Genomic DNA, 20,908 nt, shown 5'->3' on the forward strand with positions numbered 1-20,908 from the left:
CACTGAGAGATTCGGCCGGCAAGACACCTAGGGCAGTGGGACGACCTCACCCGAACGCGCCGACGCGAACGCCGCCTCGACGACCTCCAGCCCGGTGACCGCGTCCGCCACCGGAACAGGGGCCTGACCAGCGGCGACGGCCGCGTAGAAGTCCTGGTACGCCCCCGGCTCCGTGCGCACCGGCTCCGTGCCGAGCACACCCCACCGCTCCACCGCGTCCTCGCCCCACCCCTCCCCGCCGGGCACCTCGCCCGCCTTCAACGCCTCCTCCTGCGGGTCCATCCCGTGCTTCACGTACGCCGACCGGTCGCCCAGGACGCGGAACCGCGGCCCCGGCGACGCCGCCAACGCCGACGCCCACAGGTGCGACACGGCGCCGGACGAGTGGGTCAGCGCCAGGAACGCGTCGTCGTGCGCGCGGGCGCCGGCCCGCAACGTCCGCACCTCCGCGTACACGCTCGTCGGACGCCCGAACAGCGCCACCGCCTGGTCCACCAGGTGCGTGCCCAGGTCGAACACGATGCTGCCGAGGTCGGCCGGGTCGCCGGACTCCTTCCAGCTCCCCTTCACCTCCGGCCGCCACCGCTCGAACCGCGACTCGAACCGGTGCACCCGCCCCAACGCGCCCTCGCCGACCAGCCGCGCGACGGTGCGGAAGTCGCCGTCCCAGCGCCGGTTGTGGAACGGCGCCAGCAGCAACCCGCGTGCCGCCGCCAGGTCCGCCAGCTCCCGCGCCTCGCCGGCCGACGGCGCGAACGGCTTGTCCACCACGACGTTCAGCCCGTGCTCCAACGCGGCACGGGCGTGCGCGGCGTGCAACCGGTTCGGCGTGGTCACCACGACCAGGTCGAACTCGTCGGCCCGCCGCCACACCTCGTCCACCGACGAGATCAGCTCGGCCTCCGGGTAGCGGGACGACACCTCCGCCTGCCGTTCCGGGTTCCCGGTGACGACGGCGCCCAGCGCCAAGCCGGGCGTGGTGGACAGGAACGGTGCGTGGAAGGCGGCTCCGCCGAGCCCGTAACCGATCAGTGCGGTGCGCATGACCCGAACCCTAAGCGGCCCAAGACCGGGACGCCCTGTCGCGCGCGGTGTCTTCGGAGCGCCCGAAACCCCGTGCCCGACAGGTGCCCTCCGAGGTCGCCGACGCCGTTCCCGGCGCCGGCGACCAGCGCGTGGCGACCTCACGGCCGCGACGCGTGCATCATGGAGTTCGGCCAGGTGTCGAAACCGGTCGGCGAACCGCTCAGAACCCGGCCGTGATCCGGGTGAACTCCCAGTCCGCCTGCGGGATGCCGCTGCAGTTCGACGCGACCTGGCCGTCGCACCCGCCGCGGTCGCGGTTGACGGCCCAGAACGCGAACCGGGCCAGGCCGTTGGACTTCGACCAGTCGCGCAGCTGCGTCCACGTCTGGGTGGTCGTCACCTCGCGCTGGTCGGACAGGCCGTTCATGCCCGAGATGCCGACGTGCCGGAACGCCTCCGCGTCCGACCACCCGAACGTGGCCTTCAGCTTGTCCTTGAGCCCGGTGGCGGCGTTGACGGTGTCGGCGCCGATGTTCGAGCTGCCGAAGTCGAACGGCATGATCGTGAACACGTCGACGCCCGCCCCGATCGCCGCCGCCCGCTCGACCAGCCGGTTGCCCCAGGAGTTCGGGCCGGTGGTCGTGGTGCCGAACGTGACGATGGTCTGGATGCCCGGGTTGTTCGCCTTGACGATCTTGAGCGCCTCCAGGATCCGGTCCTGCACGGCGGCGTTCTCGAACTCGTCGGTGTTCTCGATGTCGATGTCGATGGCCTTGAGCCCGTAGGCGTTGATGACCTGCTGGTACGCGCCGGCCAGCGCCTGCGGGGTCGAGCAGTTGGGGCCGAGCTTGTTGCCGCTCCACCCGCCGAACGACGGCACGACGTCGCCACCGGCCGCCCGGATCTGCTGGATCGCCTGCGCGTCGATGCCGCCGGTCAGCGGCCGGTTGCCGTCCCACGCCGGGTTGCAGCCGCCCGACGACAGCACGAACGCCATGGTGAACCACTTGACGCCGGTCGTGCTCATGATCGTGGCCGGCGCGGGCGGGTTGCCCCAGCCCAGGAACAGGTACGGCGCGCCCCGGCCGCCGGTCGGGTTCGTGCCCGGCTGGGTGGTCGCGGAGACCTGGTCGGACGGGCCCGAGGTGTTCCCCGCGGCGTCGCGCGCCCGCACCGTGAACGTGTACGAGGTGGACGCGTTCAGGCCGGTCACGGTGGCCGTCGTGCCGCTGACCGCGGTGGCGACCGAGGTGCCGCGGTACACGTCGTACGCGGTCACGCCGACGTTGTCGGTCGACGCGGTCCACGCGAGCGAGACCGAGTTGCTGGTCGTGCCGGTGACGCGCAGGGAGCCGGGCGCGCTGGGCGCGGCCGTGTCACCGCCGCCGCCACCGGTGCAGGGAGCCCCGTTGACGGTGCAGTTGAGCGGCGCGCCGGAACCGGTGCCGACGAAGCCGAAGCTCGTCGACGCGCCGACACCCACGTTGCCGTTGTACTCGCGGTTGGTCGCCACGTAATGATCACCCGATCGGGTGACAAGTGCGTCCCAGTACGACCCGAGCGCGGTGCCCGCGGGCAGGTCGAACTCGATGCGCCACGAGGTGATGGCGGACGGTCCGCCGTTGGCGACGGTGAACCGGGCCTCGAAGCCGCTGCCCCAGTCCTGGGTCTTGGCGAAGGTGGCGGTGACGCCCGGCGCCGCTTGGGCGGCCGGACCCACGACCAGTGAACCTATGGCCAGCGCGCTCGCTGCGAGCAGCGCGCTCGTTCGTCGTGACATGAAGAGTCCTCCTCGGCGGGATCGGCAGGGTGAATCGCGCCCACCTCGGAGAGTGGTCTAGACCAAATAAAAAGGCAAGGTTCTTTACGGTTCCGTCGGCGGAAGAGGGCGGCCGAACCGGGCGAACGGGACTATTCCTCCAGCGCGGTCGCGATCCAGGGCGACACGGGGAGGTCGCGCAGCCCGCACTCCACGGCCAGCTTCACCGTCCACCGCAGGGCCTGGAGCACCACCGTGGCCAGCTCCTGGGGCTGCCCGTTGGCCAGCGCGATCTCGATCTGCTCGGCCGCGGCCTCCTGGTCGCCGTGCACCTCGGCGAGCAGCGTGCGGATCGCGGTGCGGACCGGCGGGTCGGCGTCGTCGATCGGCACCTCCTGCCCGTCCTCGTCGAAGACCTGCATCTTCACCGGTGTCGCGCCGCCCGAGCCCAGGGCGGCGACCATGGCGCTGCACTCGGAGAACAGCAGGAGGACCAGCTCCCGGATCTCCTCGTTGCCCTCGGGCGAGCCGCTGAGGTACCCGGTGACGAGGTCGACCGCGACCGCGTCCTCCCCGACCTTGGCCGCGGTCAGGGCTTCGCCGGCCACGGCCTGGAGCCGCGACCAGCGATCCGGATCTTGCTGCGGGTGCATTCAGCCATCTTCCAACACGGAGTAGGGGCGCACAGCTCTGCATATTGCCTACCCGGTGGTGTTCGCCCACCGCAACGGCTTGTCCGGTGCGCCGCCTGTCCGGTATGGGCGGCCTTCGGCGCGGGCGGTCCTCCCGTGCGTGCGCTCCCCGGTGTGGGCGGGTCGTACCCGGGTATGACAGACCGTGGTGGCATGTGTCGTCGCGGCCCGCCGCATAGCATCGGGGCCGTGATCCGCACTCTCCTCCAGGTCGTGCTGTTCCGCGACCGCTCGCGGGTCTTCGACGGCTTCCGCTTCCGCCACCCGCTGACGGCGTTGGTGCTGCTCCACGGCTTGATCATCGCGATCGGGGTGAGCTCCGACTACGTCACGCGGGAGGAACCGGACGGCTGGTGGCCGCTGCTGTTCGCGATCGTCGCCGGCAGCACCGCGCTGACCCTGCGCTCCACGCTCGTGGCGTGGCGGCTGGCCACGGCCGGTCTGGTGGTCATGCGGCTGCTGACGCCCTCGGAACCCGCGGCCCTGGGCGGCTGGCAGTGGTGGTGGTACGTGCCGGTGCTGCTGGCGGTCGCGACCGTGCACCGCGGCCGGGTCGTGCTGCTCGTGGCGTTGATCACGTCCGGCGTGGTGCTCTGGGTGGAGCGGTCGGGCGGGGCCCTGCCGACCATCGGCCTGCTGCTGCTGGTGCTCCTGCTCGGGTACGCGTTCGGCGCGCGCGGGCGGGCCGAGCGGCGGTTCCACGCCGAGCAGGACGAGAAGGCGGCGCTGGTCGAACGCGCCCGGATCGCCCGCGAGATGCACGACGTGGTCGCGCACCACATGTCGCTGGTCGTGGTCCGGTGCGAAACCGCGCCCTACCGGATCGCGGACCTGCCCGAGGCGGGCAGGCAGGAGTTCGCCGAGCTCGGCGCGGCGGCCAGGGCCGCGATCACGGACATGCAGCAGCTGCTCGGCGTGCTGCGCGAGTCCGACCGGCGGGCCGACCGGACGCCGCAGCCGGGCTTGGCCGACATCCGGTCGCTGCACGCGGACGCGTCCGTCACCGACGCCGAGGTGCCGGAGGCCGTCGGGCTGACCGCGTACCGGATCGTGCAGGAGGCGCTCACGAACGCCGGTCGGCACGCGCCGGGCGCGACCACGTCGGTCACCGTCGACCTGGTGGACGACGCGCTGCGGGTGGTCGTGCGGAACGCGGCGGGCGGGCCGTCGCTCGGCGGTGGCGGCGGGCACGGGCTCAGGGGCATGCGGGAACGGGTGGCGGTGCACGGCGGTTCGCTGACCGCCGGGCCGACCGCGGACGGGGGGTTCGAAGTGCGGGCGATCGTGCCGGTGGGGCAGCGGTGATCCGGGTGCTGGTCGCCGACGACCAGGAGATGGTGCGCGAGGGCTTCTCCGCGCTGCTGGACGCCCAGGCGGACATCAGCGTGGTGGGGTCGGCCGGCGACGGCGTCGCCGCCGTCGGCGAGGTCCGCAGGCTGCGGCCGGACGTGGTGCTGATGGACGTGCGGATGCCGGAGATGGACGGGCTGACCGCGACCAGGCTGCTGGCCGACGACCCGGTCAAGGTGCTCGTGCTGACCACGTTCGACCTGGACGACTACGTCTACGAGGCGTTGCGGGCCGGTGCGAGCGGGTTCCTGCTCAAGCACGCGCCCGCGAGCGAGCTGCTGGCCGCGGTGCGGGTGGTGGCGCGCGGCGACGCGTTGCTGGCCCCCTCGGTGACCAAGCGGCTCATCGAGGACTTCGTGAAGGCGCAGCCGGTGCGGGTGGTGAAGCCCGCCGCGCTGACCGCGTTGACCGAGCGGGAGACCGAGGTGCTGCGGCTGATCGCCCAGGGCCTGTCGAACGGCGAGATCGCCGCGCACCTGGTGCTGGCCGAGCAGACGGTGAAGACGCACGTGAGCCGGGTGTTGATGAAGCTCGGCCTGCGCGACCGGGCGCAGGCCGTGATCGCGGCCTACGAGTCCGGCCTCGTGGTACCCGGGTAGGGCCCGCGGAACGGCACCGCGGGGTGACGCCGCGAGGGGCGTGGCCTTCCTAGTTTCGGCGCCATGCCGAAGAAGATCGCGTTGGTGGCCGCGCTGCTGGTCCTGGCGGTGCCGGGTGGCGACCCGCCGCCGTTCACGCCCAGGGTCGAGGTGCACGGCGACCTCGCCCGGGCCGCGCACGTCGCGGTCGTCGTGCCGGGGTCCGATGTGGACGACCGGCGGTTCGACCGCACGGTCGGGCGGATGGCGCGCGACCTGCACGCGTCCGTCGGGCGGGACGACGTCGCGGTGGTCGCGTGGCTGGGGTACCGGACGCCGTCCGGGCTCGGGGTGGACGCGGCCGGCGGCCGGTTGGCGCGGGCGGGCGCGGTCGCGCTGGACGAGTACGTGCGCACGTTGCCGGGGCACGTGCACCTGATGTGCCACAGCTACGGGTCGGTGGTGTGCGGGTTGGCCCGGCCACGCGTCGACGACGTGGTGCTCCTCGGCTCACCCGGCGTGCGGGTGGACTCGGTGACGTCCGGCGCGCGGGTGTGGGCGGCGCGTGGCGGCCGGGACTGGACGCGGTGGGTGCCCTCGGTGCGGCTGGGCGACCTGGGGCACGGCCCGGACCCGGTCGACCCGGCGTTCGGCGCGCGGGTGTTCGACGCGGGCGACATCGGGCACGACGAGTACTTCCGGGAGGGGACGCCGTCGCTGCGCGCCCTGTCCCGGATCGCGGTGGGGGAGACGCCGTGACTCAACGGGACCCGGTGATCGACGCGACGCGCGCGATCGCCGTCGTCGGGGTGGTGCTGGGGCACTGGCTGGTGACGGCCGTGGTGCTCACCGGTGACGGGCTGGTGGTGGACAGCCCGTTGCGGTGGATGCCGGAGCTGGCGCCGCTGACCTGGGTGCTCCAGGTGTTGGGGCTGTTCTTCTTCGCCGGCGGGTTCGGCGCGGTGCGGTCGGGCGTGCCGTGGTGGTCGCGGGCGCGCAAGCTCGTGCCGCCGGTGGTGGTGCTGCTGGGCGCGTGGGCCGCGGTCCTGTTCGGACTGTCGATGCGCGGGTTGCCGCAGCAGACCGTGATGACCGTCGGGTACCTCGTCGTGACGCCGTTGTGGTTCCTGGTCGTGTACGTCGTGCTGTCGGCGTTCACGCCGTTGCTGCGCCGGCTGGGGTGGTGGGGCGTGGTGGTCCCGGTCGCGCTGGTGGCGGTGGACGTCGGCTGGGTGAACGTGGTCGCGGTGTGGTGGGCGCCGTGGCAGGTGGGCGTGCTCGTGGCCCAGCGCGGGCACCACCGCTCGTGGGGTGCGGTGCTGTTCGCGGCCGGCGGGGTGGCGTTCGCGCTGCTGCTGGCCGCCGGGTACCCGGCCAGTGCGGTCGGCGTGCCGGGCGCGGCGGAGTCGAACCTGTCGCCGCCGTCGGCCGCGGCGCTGGCGTTGGCGCTGGCGCAGGTGGGGTTGGTGCTGCTGGTCCGGCCGTCGTTCCCGGCGCGGCGGCTGAACGCGCGGGCGTTGCCGATCTTCCTGGTGCACCAGAGCGCGTTGCTGGTGGTGACGTTGGCGGGATCGGTGTTCGGCTCGTTGCGCGGCCTGCACACGCCGCCGTCGGACGCGCTATGGGTGCTGGAACGCGGGACGTGGCTGCCGGTGTTCACCTGCGTGTGCCTGGTCCTGCTTCGGTATGGCCGCCGCCAGGGCGACGACGATCGTCGCGCCGTGCAGGACGACCACCGCGCCGGTGGGCTCCAGCACCAGCAGCGGCGGCACGCAGGCCAAGGCGGTGAGCAGCCAGGGGCGGCGGCCGTGGCACGTGCCGGCGTGCGCGGTGTGCAGCAGGTACCAGCCCAGCAGCAGGTGGATCAGGTTCTGCAGCGGGTCGACCTTGAGCACGACCAGCGTGCCCGCCGCGCCCGCGAACCCGGTCACCACGAACCCGAGGACGCCGAGCACCCCGTAGCCGGCGCCGAGCGTGACGGCGAGCCGGGTGCGGTGGGTCTCGCGGGTGCGGCAGGGGCTGAGCGCGGCGTTCCGCTCGAAGCGGTGGAACACGGCCAGGACGGGCAGGAGCAGCAGCACCAGCACGGCCAGCCAGCGCGGCTTGGTGGCGACCCAGTCGAACGCGGCCGGCGAGTCGAGCAGGCCGAGCACGCCGATCACGGCGGCCAGCACGGTCAGGTAGCCGAGGTAGACCGTCATGGGCGCGGTCCGGGCGAACTCCACGACCCGCCACGGCCCGCTGCCCGCGAGCCACGCCGTGACGCGGGGCTTGAGCAGCAGCACCACGCTGATCTGGGCGAGGCCGAGCACGAGCAGGCACACGGTGGGCGGGCTGAGGTTCGAGCCGCCCTCGCCGGGCAGCGGCATCATCGTGCGCGGGTAGCCGCCGAACGTGATCAGCGCGAGTAGCGCGGGCACGGCGGCGAGCGCGAGGGCGCCGAGCACCTTGCGCGAGACGCGCTGCAGGCTGCCGTCGGCGTAGTGGAAGCCGAGCTGTTGCAGCAGCAGCGCGCCCAGCACCAGGTTGAGGTAGCCGCCGGTGCGCCAGGCGAAGCCGATGCGGGCCAGGTCGACCACGATCATGGCGGCGACGAGCGCGACCGGCGTGGCCAGGCGGGCGTTGCGGTGCAGCCAGGCCATGACCGGGGTGGCGGCGACCGCGACCAGGTACAGGCCGAGGAACCACAGCGGGTGCGCGATGAGCCGGCCGAACATCTCCACCCGCGACTTGTCCACGTCGAGCAGTTCCAGCGGCAGCGGCAGGACCAGCCAGGCCAGCACGAACGCGAGCACGGGCCGCAGCAGCCAGGAGATCCGCGCGGCGAGGTAGCGGCCGTAGCCGCCGTGGTCGGCCTGCACGGCGTGCCAGCCGACGAGGTTGGCGTGGCCGCCCGCGAAGTAGAAGACGGGGATGGCCTGGAGCGCCCAGGTGAGCAGCCACAGCCAGGTCGCGCTCACGCCCGCCCAGTGCAGGACGGTGATCACGGACTGGCCGATCACCACCAGGGCGAGCGCGCTCAGCCGCAGGAACGTGGCGTAGCGGTCGTGGGTGGCCCGTGGCCGGGGCGCGTCGACGGGTTCGTCGGGTCCTCGCTTGCGCGGCAGGCGGGCGAGCAGCAGGAACACCACGACGGCGCTGCCGAAGCCCCAGGCGAGGACGGGTTCGTGGCCGGGCGGTCCCCAGCGCTGCCGCCACGAGTTGAACTCCAGGCCCGCCGCGTAGAGCTGGGCGGTCGCGTGGCACCGCGTGGCGTGGCCGCGCGGGTTCACGTCGCACTGGGCGTGCATGTCGGCCGCGAGGCGGGCGTCGAGGGACTTGCGGGCTTCCTGGCCCAGCGGGCGGCCCTTGTGCTCGGCGTAGCGGAGCAGGTCGTAGCCCAGGTCGTGCGCCTTGCAGCCGGTGCCGAAGTCCCACTCGGTGTCGCCCGCCGGGCCGGAGCACCCGCCGTTCGGGTCGACGGCCCGGGTGGACCCGTCGGGCCCGGGGACCACCACCGGCTCGCGGTTGGTCACCTCGCCGAAGTCGGCCGGGAACCCGAGGAGCGGGTTCGCCCCGCTGGGGTTGGCCATCGCCTCGACGGCCCGCGCCGCCACCGCGACGTCACCCTCCAGTGGCGAGGTGTCGGTCGCGCCCGCCGGCCTGGACGCGATCACGCCGCAGACGAACACGGCCAGCGCCACCAGCACGAACCTGAACCAGGCGGGCAGGCGGGCGAGCAACCGGAGCCCCGGCCACCCCCCGGTGGTCTTCACCGCCACGTCACCCATTGGCAGCCCAGCGTACGCGAAACTCCCCCACCCACCCCGCCGCGTGTCCTGCGCTCAGGACCACCGCGTGCTACGTCAAGGCCCCGCATGTCCGACGTCCAGCACCCCCGAGTCGAACGCTCGGGACCCGCGACCTGCGCCTTCCCCGCGCGTCAGGGGTGCACGGGCAACGCGCCCGACAACGACGCCAGCGCCATCTGCGAGAGCAGCGCGGCCATCTGGTCGCGGTCCAGGTGCGCGCTGTGGGGCGTGGAGTTGATCAGGCCGAACACGGCGTGCGCCGCCGCACGGGCGGTCGGCTCGTCCACCTCCGGCGACGTCTTGCGGATCGTCTCCACCCACACCTCGACGTAACGCCGCTGGAGCGCTCTCACCCGCCGCCGGTCCGGGTCGGTCAGGTTCGCCAGGTTGCGGATCTGCACGGTGATCAGCGCCGGGTCGTCCAACGCGAAGTCGACGTGCCACCGGATCAATTCCCGAAGCGCGTGCGCCGGGTCGCCCGACGCGGCCACCCGGTTCTGCCCGCCGTCGAGCAACCGCTCGCTGATGGACGTCAGCATCTCGCCCAGCATCGCGTCCTTGCTGCGGAAGTGCCGGTACAGCGCCGGCCCGGAAATCCCCACCGCGGCACCGATGTCGTCGATGCCGACGCCGTGGAAGCCGTGCCGGGCGAACAGTTCGGCGGCGGCGGCCAGGATCTGGTCACGGCGGGTCTGCTTCGCTGGCTCGGCTGGCACGGCGCCCATCTTAAACGGCCGGCCCGGTCCACGTAAACGGGCGTTAACCTGGCCGTCGGCAAACGATCACCGCCCCGCGGCCGAAACGCGTAGTTAACTCTTGACCCACTCTTTTTATATAGGACTACTTACTGGTAACCCTTGTTGTGCTCCGCATCACACCCTGCGTTGTTTCCCTCCGGGAGGCTCCGATGCGCCTTGTCCGAACCCTGTCCAGCGCGGCGCTGGCAATCGTCGCCGCGCTGGCACTCGTCGTGCCGGCCGAAGCGGCCGCCGCCAACTACGTCGCACTCGGCGACTCCTACTCGTCCGGAACGGGCACCGGCTCGTACTACAGCGACTCCGGCAGCTGCAAGCGCAGCCAGTACAGCTACCCGGCGCTCTGGGCGGCGTCCCACGCGCCCGCGTCGTTCAAGTTCGTGGCCTGCTCCGGCGCCAAGACCGGCGACGTGCTCGCCAACCAGGTCAGCGCCCTGACGGCCTCGACCTCCCTGGTCAGCATCTCGATCGGTGGGAACGACGCCGGCTTCACCGACGTGATCACCACGTGCACCTTCGGCTCCGACTCGACCTGCGTCAACCGGGTCAACCAGGCCAAGGCCTACGCCACCGGCACGCTGCCCGGCCTGCTGGACAACGTCTACGCGCAGATCCGCACCCGCGCGCCGTCCGCCACGGTCGTCGTGCTCGGCTACCCGCGCCTGTACAAGGTGCCGGGCAGCTGCTCGGTCGGCCTGAGCGACACCAAGCGCGCGGCGATCAACTCCGCCGCCGACACCCTGCACCAGGTCATCTCCGCCCGGGCGGGCGCGAAGTCGTTCGCCTACCGCGACCTGCGCACCGCGTTCACCGGGCACGAGATCTGCTCGTCGGACTGGTGGCTCAACAGCCTGTCGTGGCCGGTGGAGGAGTCCTACCACCCCAACCGCAACGGCCAGCGCCTCGGCTACCTGCCCCAGCTCACCGCCGTCACCGGCTGACCTGGACCCGCACCACCCCGGAGGGGGCCGCACCTGCGGCCCCCTCCGGCTTGTGAACAGGAGTTAACAAGCGCTAACATCTCCTCAGGTTAACGACGGCTAACCGCGAGGAGTTCGATGGACGCCCCGGTGTTGCGCAGCACGGCCGACAAGTCGGCCGAGGCCTTCCGGCGCTACCACGACGAGCACGCGCGACTCGTGCAGGACCTGCGCGCCAAGCTCGGCCGAGCCGCCCTGGGCGGCCCGGAGAAGGCACGGACCCGGCACGTGGCGCGCGGCAAGCTGCTGCCGCGCGACCGGGTCGACACGCTGCTCGACCCCGGTTCGCCGTTCCTCGAACTGTCGCCGCTGGCCGCGGACGGCCTGTACGGCGACGAGGCGCCCGCCGCGGGCGTCATCACGGGCGTCGGCCGCGTGTCCGGCCGCGAGGTCGTGGTCGTCGCCAACGACGCCACCGTCAAGGGCGGCACCTACTACCCGCTGACGGTGAAGAAGCACCTGCGCGCCCAGGAGGTGGCGCTGCAGAACCACCTGCCGTGCGTCTACCTGGTGGACTCCGGGGGCGCGTTCCTGCCGAAGCAGGACGAGGTGTTCCCGGACCGCGAGCACTTCGGCCGGATCTTCTTCAACCAGGCCACCATGTCCGCCCGCGGCATACCGCAGATCGCCGCCGTGCTCGGCTCGTGCACGGCGGGCGGCGCGTACGTGCCCGCGATGTCGGACGAGGCGGTGATCGTGCGCGGCCAGGGCACGATCTTCCTCGGCGGCCCGCCGCTGGTGAAGGCCGCGACCGGCGAGGTCGTCACGGCCGAGGAGCTGGGCGGCGGCGAACTGCACTCGCGCACGTCCGGCGTCACCGACCACCTGGCGGAGGACGACGCGCACGCGTTGCGGATCGTGCGCTCGATCGTCAGCACGCTGGGTCCGCGCGCGCCGCGCCCGTGGCAGGTCGAGCCGACCGTGGAGCCCGCGGTCGACCCCGCCGAGCTGTACGGCGTCGTGCCGACGGACAGCCGCACGCCCTACGACGTGCGCGAGGTGATCGCCCGCGTCGTGGACGGCAGCCGGTTCCACGAGTTCAAGAAGGAGTACGGCGCGACGCTGGTCACCGGGTTCGCCCGGATCCACGGCCACCCGGTCGGCATCGTGGCCAACAACGGCGTGCTGTTCGGCGAGTCGGCGTTGAAGGGCGCGCACTTCATCCAGCTGTGCGACCAGCGCGGCGTGCCGCTGGTGTTCCTGCAGAACATCAGCGGGTTCATGGTCGGCCGCGAGTACGAGGCGGCGGGCATCGCCAAGCACGGCGCGAAGATGGTGACGGCGGTGGCGTGCGCGCGGGTGCCGAAGTTCACCGTGGTCATCGGCGGGTCGTTCGGCGCGGGCAACTACTCCATGTGCGGCCGGGCCTACTCGCCCCGGTTCCTGTGGATGTGGCCCAACGCCCGGATCTCGGTGATGGGCGGCGAGCAGGCGGCCTCGGTGCTGGCGACGGTGCGGCGCGACCAGCTCGGCGACGAGTGGTCGGCCGAGGACGAGGAGGCGTTCAAGGCGCCGATCCGGCAGCAGTACGAGGACCAGGGCAACCCGTACTACTCCACGGCCCGGCTCTGGGACGACGGCGTGATCGACCCGCTCGACACGCGCACGGTGCTCGGCCTGGCCCTGTCCACGGCGGCGAACGCCCCGATCGAGCCGGTTTCCCACGGCGTCTTCCGGATGTGAGGGCGATGTCTCGGCAGGAGATGTTCGACAGCGTTCTGGTGGCCAACCGCGGCGAGATCGCGGTGCGGGTGATCCGCGCGTTGCGGCGGTTCGGGATCCGCTCGGTGGCCGTGCACAGCGACGCGGACGCCGACGCGCTGCACGTGCGGATGGCGGACGTGGCGGTGCGCATCGGGCCCGCGTCGGCGCGGGAGAGCTACCTGTCGGTCGAGCGGATCGTCGAGGCGGCGCTCTCGACCGGCGCGCAGGCCGTGCACCCCGGGTACGGGTTCCTCGCCGAGAACGCGGAGTTCGCGCGGGCGTGCGAGAAGGCCGGGCTGGTGTTCATCGGTCCGCCCGCGGACGCGATCGAGGCGATGGGCGACAAGATCCGCGCCAAGCTGACCGTCGCGGCGGCGGGCGTGCCGGTGGTGCCGGGGCGGACCGAGGTCGGGATGACCGACGACGACCTGGTCGAGGCGGCGGGCGAGATCGGCTTCCCGGTGCTGCTCAAGCCGTCCGCCGGCGGTGGCGGCAAGGGCATGCGGCTGGTGGAGTCCGGTGCCGGCCTGCGCGACGCCATCGAGTCGGCGCGGCGCGAGGCGCGCGGGTCGTTCGGCGACGACGCGCTGCTGATCGAGCGGTTCATCGGCAACCCGCGGCACATCGAGATCCAGGTGCTGGCCGACGCGCACGGCGGGGTCGTGCACCTCGGCGAGCGCGAGTGCAGCCTGCAGCGGCGGCACCAGAAGATCATCGAGGAGGCGCCGTCGCCGATGGTCTCGCCGGAGCTGCGGGAGGCCATGGGCACGGCGGCGGTCGAGGCGGCGAAGGCCGTCGGGTACGTCGGCGCGGGCACGGTCGAGTTCATCGTGGACGGCGCGTCCGGCGACTACTTCTTCATGGAGATGAACACCAGGCTCCAGGTCGAGCACCCGGTGACCGAGCTGGTGACCGGCGTCGACCTGGTCGAGTGGCAGTTGCGGGTGGCCGCGGGCGAGCCGCTGGGCTTCACGTCGGTGGACCTGGCCGGGCACGCCGTCGAGGCCCGCGTCTACGCCGAGGACCCGGCGCGCGGGTTCCTGCCGACCGGGGGGACGGTGCTCGCGCTGGACGAGCCCTCCGACGTGCGGGTGGACTCGGCGTTGCGGGTGGGGCTGACCGTCGGCAGCGACTACGACCCGATGCTGGCCAAGGTGATCGCGCACGGTGCGACGCGGGAGGAGGCGCTGCGCCGGCTGGACGCCGCGTTGGGGCGGTTCGTGCTGCTGGGCGTGACGACGAACATCCCGTTCCTGCGGGCGTTGCTGCGCGACCCGGACGTGCGCGCGGGTGCGCTGGACACCGGGTTGGTCGAGCGCGGGCTGGAGTCGTTGACGCGCCACGACGTGCCGGACGAGGTGCTGGCGGCGGCGGCGCTGGAGCGGCAGCTCGCGGTGCGCGGCGACGACCCGTGGGAGCGGACCGGCGGGTGGCGGGTCGGCGAGCACGCGTGGACGAAGTGGCTGATCGACGGCGTCGAGGTCCGGGTGCGCGGCGACGAGGTGTCCGTCGACGGCCGGGAACCGGTGCGGCTCGCGGCCCACGTCGAGGACGCGTGGCTGGTGGTCGGCGGTCGGCGGTACGCGATGGCCCGTGCGGGCGACGTGCTGTGGCTTGGCCGGGACGGTCACGCGTGGGCGTTGACCGAGACCCTGCCGTCGGAGGTCGCCGCGTCGTCGGCGGCGGGCAGCGGTGGGCCGGTGACCAGCCCGATGCCGGGCACGGTGCTCGTGGCGCGGGTCGCCCAGGGCGAGCACGTGACGGCCGGCCAGGCGTTGTTCGTGGTCGAAGCGATGAAGATGGAGCACACCGTCACGTCACCCGTGGCGGGCGTGCTCGCCGAAGTGCACGTCCAGGCGGGCCAACAGGTCGCGCTGGACGAAACCCTTGCCGTCGTCGTGCCCCACGAGGAGTGAACGATGTTGGACTTCCGCCTTGACGAGGAATACGAGGCGTTGCGCAAGACCGTCGAGGAGTTCGCCCGCGAGGAGGTCGCGCCGGTCATCGGCGGGTTCTACGAGCGCGAGGAGTTCCCCTACGAGGTCGTCGCCAAGATGGGGCGGATGGGGCTGTTCGGGCTGCCGTTCCCGGAGGAGTTCGGCGGCATGGGCGGCGACTACTTCGCGTTGTGCCTGGCGTTGGAGGAGCTGGCCCGGGTCGACTCGTCGGTGGCGATCACGCTGGAGGCGGGCGTCTCGCTGGGGACGATGCCGGTGTTCCGGTTCGGCTCGGCCGAGCAGAAGGCGACCTGGCTGCCCCGGTTGTGCCGCGGCGAGGTGCTCGGCTCGTTCGGGCTCACCGAGCCCGGCAGCGGGTCGGACGCGGGCGCGCTGCGGACCACCGCGCGGGTCGACGGCGACGAGTGGGTGATCAACGGCGCCAAGGCGTTCATCACCAACTCGGGCACGGACATCACCGGGTTGGTGACGGTGGCGGCGGTGACCGGGCGGCGGGAGGACGGCAGGCCGGAGATCTCCACGATCATCGTGCCGTCGGGCACGCCGGGGTTCTCGGTGTCGCGCAAGTACTCCAAGGTCGGGTGGAACGCGTCGGACACGCGTGAGCTGTCGTTCCAGGACTGCCGCGTGCCGCTGGGGAACCTGGTCGGCGAGCGCGGGCGCGGGTACGCGCAGTTCCTGCAGACGTTGGACGAGGGCCGGGTGGCGATCGCGGCGATCGGCGTCGGCCTGGCGCAGGGGTGCGTGGACGAGTCGCTGAAGTACGCGGGGCAGCGCGAGGCGTTCGGGCACCGGATCGGCGAGTACCAGGCCATCCAGTTCAAGATCGCCGAGATGGAGGCGCGCACGCACACCGCGCGGCTGGCGTACTACCAGGCGGCGGCGAAGATGCTGCGCGGCGAGCCGTTCAAGCGCGAGGCGGCGATCGCGAAGCTGGTGTCGTCGGAGGCGGCGATGGACAACGCGCGTGAGGCGACGCAGATCTTCGGCGGGTACGGGTTCATGAACGAGTACCCGGTGGGCCGCTTCTACCGCGACGCGAAGATCCTGGAGATCGGCGAGGGCACGAGCGAGGTGCAGAAGATGCTGATCGCCCGCGAACTGGGCCTCCCGCCGGCCGCTTGACCCAGCCCGCGCGTGTCCGACGTTCGCGTCGGACACGCGGGCTGGAGGTAGGACACGCGGGTCAGGGGCGGTGGTGGCGGCCTTGGGTCGAGTGGAACCGGCGGAGGCCCTGTTCCACCTCGGTCAGGGAGAGTTCGCCGTGGGCCAGCTCGTTGGCCAGGGCGTCCGCTTCGGGGAGGGACTCCTGTTCCAGGACGGAGAGGCGGTCCTGGCGCAGGCACAGCTGGGGGAGCGCGGCCAGCTCCAGGGCCAGGGCCTCCGCCGCCGAACGGGACGTGCCCGGCGGCACGACGCGGTTGACCAGGCCGATGGCCAGCGCCTCGTCGGCGGGGACCGGGCGGCCGGTCAGGATCAGGTCCATGGCGCGGGACGTGCCGATCAGCCGCGGCAGGCGCACCGTCCCGCCGTCGATCAACGGCACGCCCCACCGGCGGCAGAACACCCCGAAGACCGCGTCCTCCTCCGCCACCCGCAGGTCGCACCACAGGGCCAGCTCCAAGCCACCCGCCACCGCGTGCCCGGCGACGGCGGCGATCACCGGCTTCGACAGCCGCAACCGCGTCGGACCCATCGGGCCGGACGGTGACGCGGGGTCGTTGCCCCGGGCAGTGCCCAACGCCTTCAGGTCGGCCCCCGAGCAGAACGTGCCGCCTTCACCGTGCAGCACGGCCACCGACGCGGTCGGGTCCTCGTCGAACTCGCGGAACACCTCGGTCAACGTGTGCGCGGTCGGCCCGTCCACCGCGTTGCGCACGGCCGGTCGGTCCAGCAGGACGGTGAACACCGGTCCCGACCGCTCAACCCGGACGGCGCTCACGGCTTCGGCAACCCCCGCTCCACGATCGCCCCGAAGTCGACGCCGCGCGGCAGCGTGCCGAACGCCACGCCCCAGTCACCGGACAGCCGCGACGCGCAGAACGCGTCCGCCACCGCCGGGTGCCCGTACCGCACCAGCAACGCGCCCTGCAACGCCAACGCCATCCGCTCCACCAGCCGCCGCGCCCGCACCTCCAGGTCGGCCACGTCGGTCAGCTCGTCCTTCAGCCCGTCGACCGCCGCGTCCAACCGCCGGTCGGCCCCGCGCGCCGCGTCCAGCTCGCCGAAGAACTCCGCCACCGCCTCCGGCGAACGCCCGAGCGCGCGCAGCGCGTCCAACGCCGCCACGTTCCCCGAACCCTCCCAGATGGACATCAGCGGCGACTCGCGGAACAGCCGCGGCATCCCCGAGTCCTCGATGTACCCGTTGCCGCCCAGGCACTCCAACGCCTCGGCGGCGTGCGCCGGGGCCCGCTTGCACACCCAGTACTTGCTCACCGCGAGCCCCAGCCTGCTCCGGTTGCCGGCCAGCCACAACGCCACCGTGGTCGCCGCCTCCGACTCCACCGCCAGGTCCGCCAGCACGTTGCGCATCGCGGGCTGGTCGACCAGGTACGCGCCGAACGCCTTGCGGTGCGCCGCGTGGTGCGTGGCCTGCGTCAACCCCAGCCGCATCCCGGACGCCGACCCGAGCACGCAGTCCAGCCGGGTCATGTTGACCATCTCGATGATGGTCCGCACGCCCCGGCCCTCCTCGCCGACGAGCCAGCCGACCGCGCCGTCGTACTCCAGCTCCGCCGAGGCGTTCGACTTGTTGCCGAGCTTGTCCTTGAGCCGCTGCAGGAACATCGCGTTGCGCGTCCCGTCCGGCAGCACGCGCGGCAGCACGAAGCACGACAGGCCGCCCGGCGCCTGCGCCAGGGTCAGGAACAGGTCCGACATCGGCGCGGACGTGAACCACTTGTGCCCGGTCAGCAGGTAGTGGTCGCCGACGGGCACGGCACGCGTGGTGTTCGCCCGCACGTCCGAGCCGCCCTGCTTCTCCGTCATCGACATGCCCGCGATGAGGCCCCGCTTGGACGACGGCGGGCGCAAGCCGAAGTCGTACTCCCGCGACGCCAGCAGCGGCTCGAACCGCTCGGCCAGCGCGGGCGTCGCGCGCAGCGCGGGCACGGCCGCGTAGGTCATCGAGATCGGGCAACCGTGGCCCGCCTCGGCCTGGCTCCACACGTAGAACTTGGCCGCGCGGGCGACGTGCGCGCCCGGCCGCTCGTCCCGCCACGGCGCCGCGTGCAGGCCGTTGGCGACCGCCGTTCCCATGAGCTCGTGCCAGGCGGGGTGGAACTCGACCTCGTCGACCCGGTGCCCGTACCGGTCGTGGGTGTGCAGCACGGGCGGGTGCGCGTTGGCCAGCCGCCCCAGGTCCTGGACGTGCGGCGTGCCCGCGAGCACGCCGAGCGCGCGGACCTCGGGTTCGGCCCACTCCGCGCCGCCGCGCCGCAGGCCGTCCAGCAGCGCCGGGTCGGCGGAGACGTCGTGCCCTTCCAGCGGCGGGACCTGGTTGGTCACCTCATGAGTGGCGTGCGTCATAACCGCCTAGCGTACTACCCGTCGGTAACTTGGAGGGGTGTGAAATTTGGGGGTGCTGATCAAGCTCCGGCGGCCTAACGTCGGTGCCGTGACGGATCACCGGCAGGGGCAGGAGACCGACCACGAGCGGGCCGTGGCCGCGTTGCGCGGCCAGTACGCGGCGATCCCGGCGGGCGCGCCGGTGCGCCTGGCCAAATCCACGTCGAACCTCTTCCGGTTCCGCGCCGACCAGTCCGGCGGCCTCGACGTGGCCCGGTTCAACCGGGTCCTGTCGGTGGACGCCGCCGCGCGGACCGCGCAGGTCCAGGGCATGACGACCTACGAGCACCTGGTCGACGCCACCCTGCCGCACGGCCTCATGCCGCTGGTCGTGCCGCAGCTCAAGACGATCACGCTGGGCGGCGCCGTGGCGGGTCTGGGCATCGAGTCCAGCTCGTTCCGCAACGGCCTGCCGCACGAGTCCGTGCGCGAGCTGGAAGTGATGACGGGCGACGGCGAGGTCGTCACCACGCACCCCCGGGACGATGTCCACGGCGGCCTCTTCCACGGGTTCCCGAACTCCTACGGCACGCTCGGCTACACCCTGCGGCTGGAGATCGAGCTGGAGCCGGTGAAGCCGTACGTGCGGCTGCGGCACGTGCCGTTCGCCGACGCGGGCGAGTGCGCCCGGATGCTCGCCGAGGTCTGCGCCGACGGCTCCTACCAGGGCGAACCGGTCGACTTCGTCGACGGGACGGTGTTCTCCGGCACCGAGCAGTACGTGACGCTGGCCAACTGGTCCGCCACCGCGCCGTTCACCTCGGACTACACCGGCAACCAGATCTACTACCGGTCCATCCAGCGGCGCGACGTCGACTACCTGACCGTGCGCGACTACCTGTGGCGGTGGGACACCGACTGGTTCTGGTGCTCACGCGCGTTCGGCGTGCAGCACCCGGTCGTGCGGCGGCTGGTGCCCAAGCGGTACCTGCGGTCGGACGTGTACCGCAAGGTGGTCGCGTGGGACCGGCGGCACAAGCTGTCCGACCGGCTGAGCAAGGCGGTGCAGGAGCCGGTGATCCAGGACGTGGAGATCCCGGTGGACCGGCTCGCCGAGTTCCTGGACTTCTTCCACCGGGAGATCGGCATCAGCCCGGTGTGGCTGTGCCCGGTGCGGCTGAGGGCCCGGTCGGACGGGAGCCGGACGGTCTGGCCGCTGTACCCGATGGACCCGGACGTGCTGTACGTCAACGTCGGCTTCTGGTCGACGGTGCCGTTGCGGCCCGACGAGGAGCTGGGCAGCCGGAACCGGCTGATCGAGGACAAGGTCACCGAGCTGGGCGGGCACAAGTCCCTGTACTCCGACTCCTACTACGGCGAGGAGGAGTTCTGGGACAACTACAACGGCCCGACGTACCAGGACCTGAAGAAGCGGTACGACCCGGCGGGCCGGCTGCCCGATTTGTACGCCAAGTGTGTTCTCCGTAGGTGAAGGGAGCCGGGGCCAATGCGGTTGGCGGAGGTGTTCCAGCGGGCGGTCGGAGGTGGCGCGTCCGTGCGGTTCAGCGCGTACGACGGCAGCCACGCGGGGCCGGCCGACGCGGGTGTGAGCATCGAGGTGCGCACACCGGAGGCGTTGTCGTACCTGGCGTCGGCGCCGGGTGAGCTGGGTCTGGCGCGCGCGTACGTGACCGGGCACCTGGAGATCATCGGTGACGTGTACGGGGCGTTGAAGCAGCTGTCCGAGATCTCGCTGCGCGAGGTGCCGTGGGGCGAGCGGGTGGAGCTGCTGGCCACGCTCGGGCGGACCCGGCTGGGCACGAGGATCGAGGTGCCGCCGCAGGAGCGCCGGTTGCGCGGCCTGCGGCACTCCAAGGCGCGCGACCGCGAGGCGATCGCCCACCACTACGACGTGTCGAACACGTTCTACGAGTGGGTCCTCGGACCGTCCATGGCGTACACGTGCGCCGTGTACCCGACCGCGGGGTCCACCTTGGAGGAGGCGCAGTTCGCCAAGCACGACCTGGTGGCGCGCAAGCTCGGGCTGAAGCCGGGCATGCGGCTGCTGGACGTCGGCTGCGGCTGGGGCGGGATGGTCATGCACGCCGCGCGCGAGTACGGCGTGAAGGCGCTCGGCGTGACGTTGTCGCGCAACCAGGCGGAGTGGGCGCAGAAGGCCATCGTGGAGGCCGGGCTGTCCGACCTGGCCGAGGTGCGCTACCTCGACTACCGCGACGTGCGGGAGACCGGGTTCGACGCGGTCAGCTCGATCGGCCTGACCGAGCACATCGGCAAGGCCAAGCTCCCCGCGTACTTCCGGTCGCTGTACGGCAAGCTCAAGCCGGGCGGGCGGCTGCTCAACCACTGCATCACCCGGCCGGACAACAGGCAGCCGGCGCGGACCGGCGGGTTCATCAACCGGTACGTGTTCCCCGACGGCGAGCTGGTCGGGCCGGGCCACCTGGTGTCGTTGATGCACGACACCGGGTTCGAGGTGCGGCACGAGGAGAACCTGCGCGAGCACTACGCCATGACGCTGGCGGCGTGGTGCGACAACCTGGAGAAGCACTGGGACGACGCGGTGACCGAGGTGGGTCTCGGCCGGGCGCGGGTGTGGCGGCTGTACCTGGCCGCGTCCCGGCTGGGCTTCGAGCGCAACAACATCCAGCTGCACCAGGTGCTGGGCGTGAAGCTGGACGGCACCACCTCGCACATGCCGCTGCGCCCGGAGTGGCTCGGCTGACGCGGCCGGGCGGGGGGGGGGGCGCCCCCGGGCCCCCCCCCCCCGACCACGGGGGACAACAC

16 protein-coding genes and 1 pseudogene are annotated in these 20,908 nt (G+C 72.4%); 10 read left to right on the plus strand and 7 right to left on the minus strand.

Annotated features, from left to right (window positions below):
- Positions 1-27 precede the first annotated feature (27 nt).
- The 3 genes from AB0I91_RS31735 to AB0I91_RS31745 form a co-directional block, all read right to left on the minus strand.
- On the minus strand, positions 28-1,044 hold the full coding sequence (locus AB0I91_RS31735) for a Gfo/Idh/MocA family protein (protein ID WP_498784448.1): 1,017 nt from the start codon (positions 1,042-1,044) through the stop codon (positions 28-30).
- A gap of 202 nt (positions 1,045-1,246) precedes the next feature.
- The gene (locus AB0I91_RS31740) at positions 1,247-2,806 is read right to left on the minus strand and encodes a cellulose binding domain-containing protein (protein ID WP_498784446.1); all 1,560 of its coding nucleotides are present in this window, start codon (positions 2,804-2,806) and stop codon (positions 1,247-1,249) included.
- A 131-nt stretch (positions 2,807-2,937) separates the two neighbouring features.
- On the minus strand, positions 2,938-3,438 hold the full coding sequence (locus AB0I91_RS31745) for a hypothetical protein (protein WP_498784444.1): 501 nt from the start codon (positions 3,436-3,438) through the stop codon (positions 2,938-2,940).
- A gap of 228 nt (positions 3,439-3,666) precedes the next feature.
- Between AB0I91_RS31745 and AB0I91_RS31750 the strand changes: the two genes are divergently transcribed.
- From AB0I91_RS31750 to AB0I91_RS31765, 4 genes and pseudogenes are all read left to right on the plus strand, one after another.
- On the plus strand, positions 3,667-4,782 hold the full coding sequence (locus AB0I91_RS31750) for a sensor histidine kinase (RefSeq protein WP_498784442.1): 1,116 nt from the start codon (positions 3,667-3,669) through the stop codon (positions 4,780-4,782).
- Positions 4,779-5,426: a response regulator transcription factor gene (locus tag AB0I91_RS31755; RefSeq protein WP_498784440.1), complete on the plus strand. Its 648-nt coding sequence runs from the start codon at positions 4,779-4,781 to the stop codon at positions 5,424-5,426. The genes AB0I91_RS31750 and AB0I91_RS31755 overlap by 4 nt, the downstream gene beginning before the upstream one ends.
- Before the next feature lie 63 nt (positions 5,427-5,489).
- Entirely contained in the window at positions 5,490-6,164 is a 675-nt protein-coding gene (locus AB0I91_RS31760; RefSeq protein WP_498784438.1) for an alpha/beta hydrolase, read from the plus strand.
- A 71-nt stretch (positions 6,165-6,235) separates the two neighbouring features.
- Positions 6,236-7,009 (plus strand): annotated as a pseudogene (locus tag AB0I91_RS31765) (acyltransferase family protein); the annotation flags it as partial.
- Positions 7,010-7,024: 15 nt separating this feature from the next.
- Here the strand turns inward: AB0I91_RS31765 and AB0I91_RS31770 are convergent.
- A complete protein-coding gene (locus AB0I91_RS31770; RefSeq protein ID WP_498784436.1) occupies positions 7,025-9,175 on the minus strand; it encodes a phospholipase A2 in 2,151 nt (716 codons plus the stop codon).
- Between the two features lie 152 nt (positions 9,176-9,327).
- Positions 9,328-9,912 carry an SACE_7040 family transcriptional regulator gene (locus AB0I91_RS31775; protein ID WP_498784434.1) on the minus strand — a complete coding sequence of 195 codons (585 nt, stop codon included), beginning with the start codon at positions 9,910-9,912 and terminating at the stop codon, positions 9,328-9,330.
- A gap of 191 nt (positions 9,913-10,103) precedes the next feature.
- On the opposite strand from AB0I91_RS31775, the gene AB0I91_RS31780 reads away from it, so the two are divergent.
- From AB0I91_RS31780 to AB0I91_RS31795, 4 genes are all read left to right on the plus strand, one after another.
- Positions 10,104-10,892, plus strand: a complete 789-nt coding sequence (locus tag AB0I91_RS31780) for an SGNH/GDSL hydrolase family protein (RefSeq protein ID WP_498784432.1) — start codon at positions 10,104-10,106, stop codon at positions 10,890-10,892.
- A 117-nt stretch (positions 10,893-11,009) separates the two neighbouring features.
- On the plus strand, positions 11,010-12,614 hold the full coding sequence (locus tag AB0I91_RS31785) for a carboxyl transferase domain-containing protein (RefSeq protein ID WP_498784430.1): 1,605 nt from the start codon (positions 11,010-11,012) through the stop codon (positions 12,612-12,614).
- Positions 12,615-12,634: 20 nt separating this feature from the next.
- Complete coding sequence (locus AB0I91_RS31790) at positions 12,635-14,551, plus strand: acetyl/propionyl/methylcrotonyl-CoA carboxylase subunit alpha (protein ID WP_499616540.1); 1,917 nt, start codon at positions 12,635-12,637, stop codon at positions 14,549-14,551.
- A 3-nt stretch (positions 14,552-14,554) separates the two neighbouring features.
- Positions 14,555-15,718: an acyl-CoA dehydrogenase family protein gene (locus AB0I91_RS31795; RefSeq protein WP_498784428.1), complete on the plus strand. Its 1,164-nt coding sequence runs from the start codon at positions 14,555-14,557 to the stop codon at positions 15,716-15,718.
- Between the two features lie 61 nt (positions 15,719-15,779).
- On the opposite strand, the gene AB0I91_RS31800 is transcribed toward AB0I91_RS31795, so the two are convergent.
- Both AB0I91_RS31800 and AB0I91_RS31805 read right to left on the minus strand, forming a co-directional pair.
- Complete coding sequence (locus tag AB0I91_RS31800) at positions 15,780-16,535, minus strand: crotonase/enoyl-CoA hydratase family protein (protein WP_498784426.1); 756 nt, start codon at positions 16,533-16,535, stop codon at positions 15,780-15,782.
- Positions 16,532-18,124: an acyl-CoA dehydrogenase family protein gene (locus tag AB0I91_RS31805; RefSeq protein WP_498784423.1), complete on the minus strand. Its 1,593-nt coding sequence runs from the start codon at positions 18,122-18,124 to the stop codon at positions 16,532-16,534. Before AB0I91_RS31805 ends, AB0I91_RS31800 begins: the two co-directional genes overlap by 4 nt.
- 88 nt (positions 18,125-18,212) lie before the next feature.
- Here AB0I91_RS31805 and AB0I91_RS31810 point away from each other — a divergent pair, with 88 nt between their 5' ends.
- On the plus strand, positions 18,213-19,595 hold the full coding sequence (locus AB0I91_RS31810; RefSeq protein WP_499619215.1) for an FAD-binding oxidoreductase: 1,383 nt from the start codon (positions 18,213-18,215) through the stop codon (positions 19,593-19,595).
- A gap of 15 nt (positions 19,596-19,610) precedes the next feature.
- Positions 19,611-20,846: a class I SAM-dependent methyltransferase gene (locus AB0I91_RS31815; RefSeq protein WP_498784486.1), complete on the plus strand. Its 1,236-nt coding sequence runs from the start codon at positions 19,611-19,613 to the stop codon at positions 20,844-20,846.
- Positions 20,847-20,908: the final 62 nt, after the last annotated feature.

It is taken from the genome of Actinosynnema sp. NPDC049800, assembly GCF_040656635.1.
Lineage (GTDB): Bacteria > Actinomycetota > Actinomycetes > Mycobacteriales > Pseudonocardiaceae > Actinosynnema.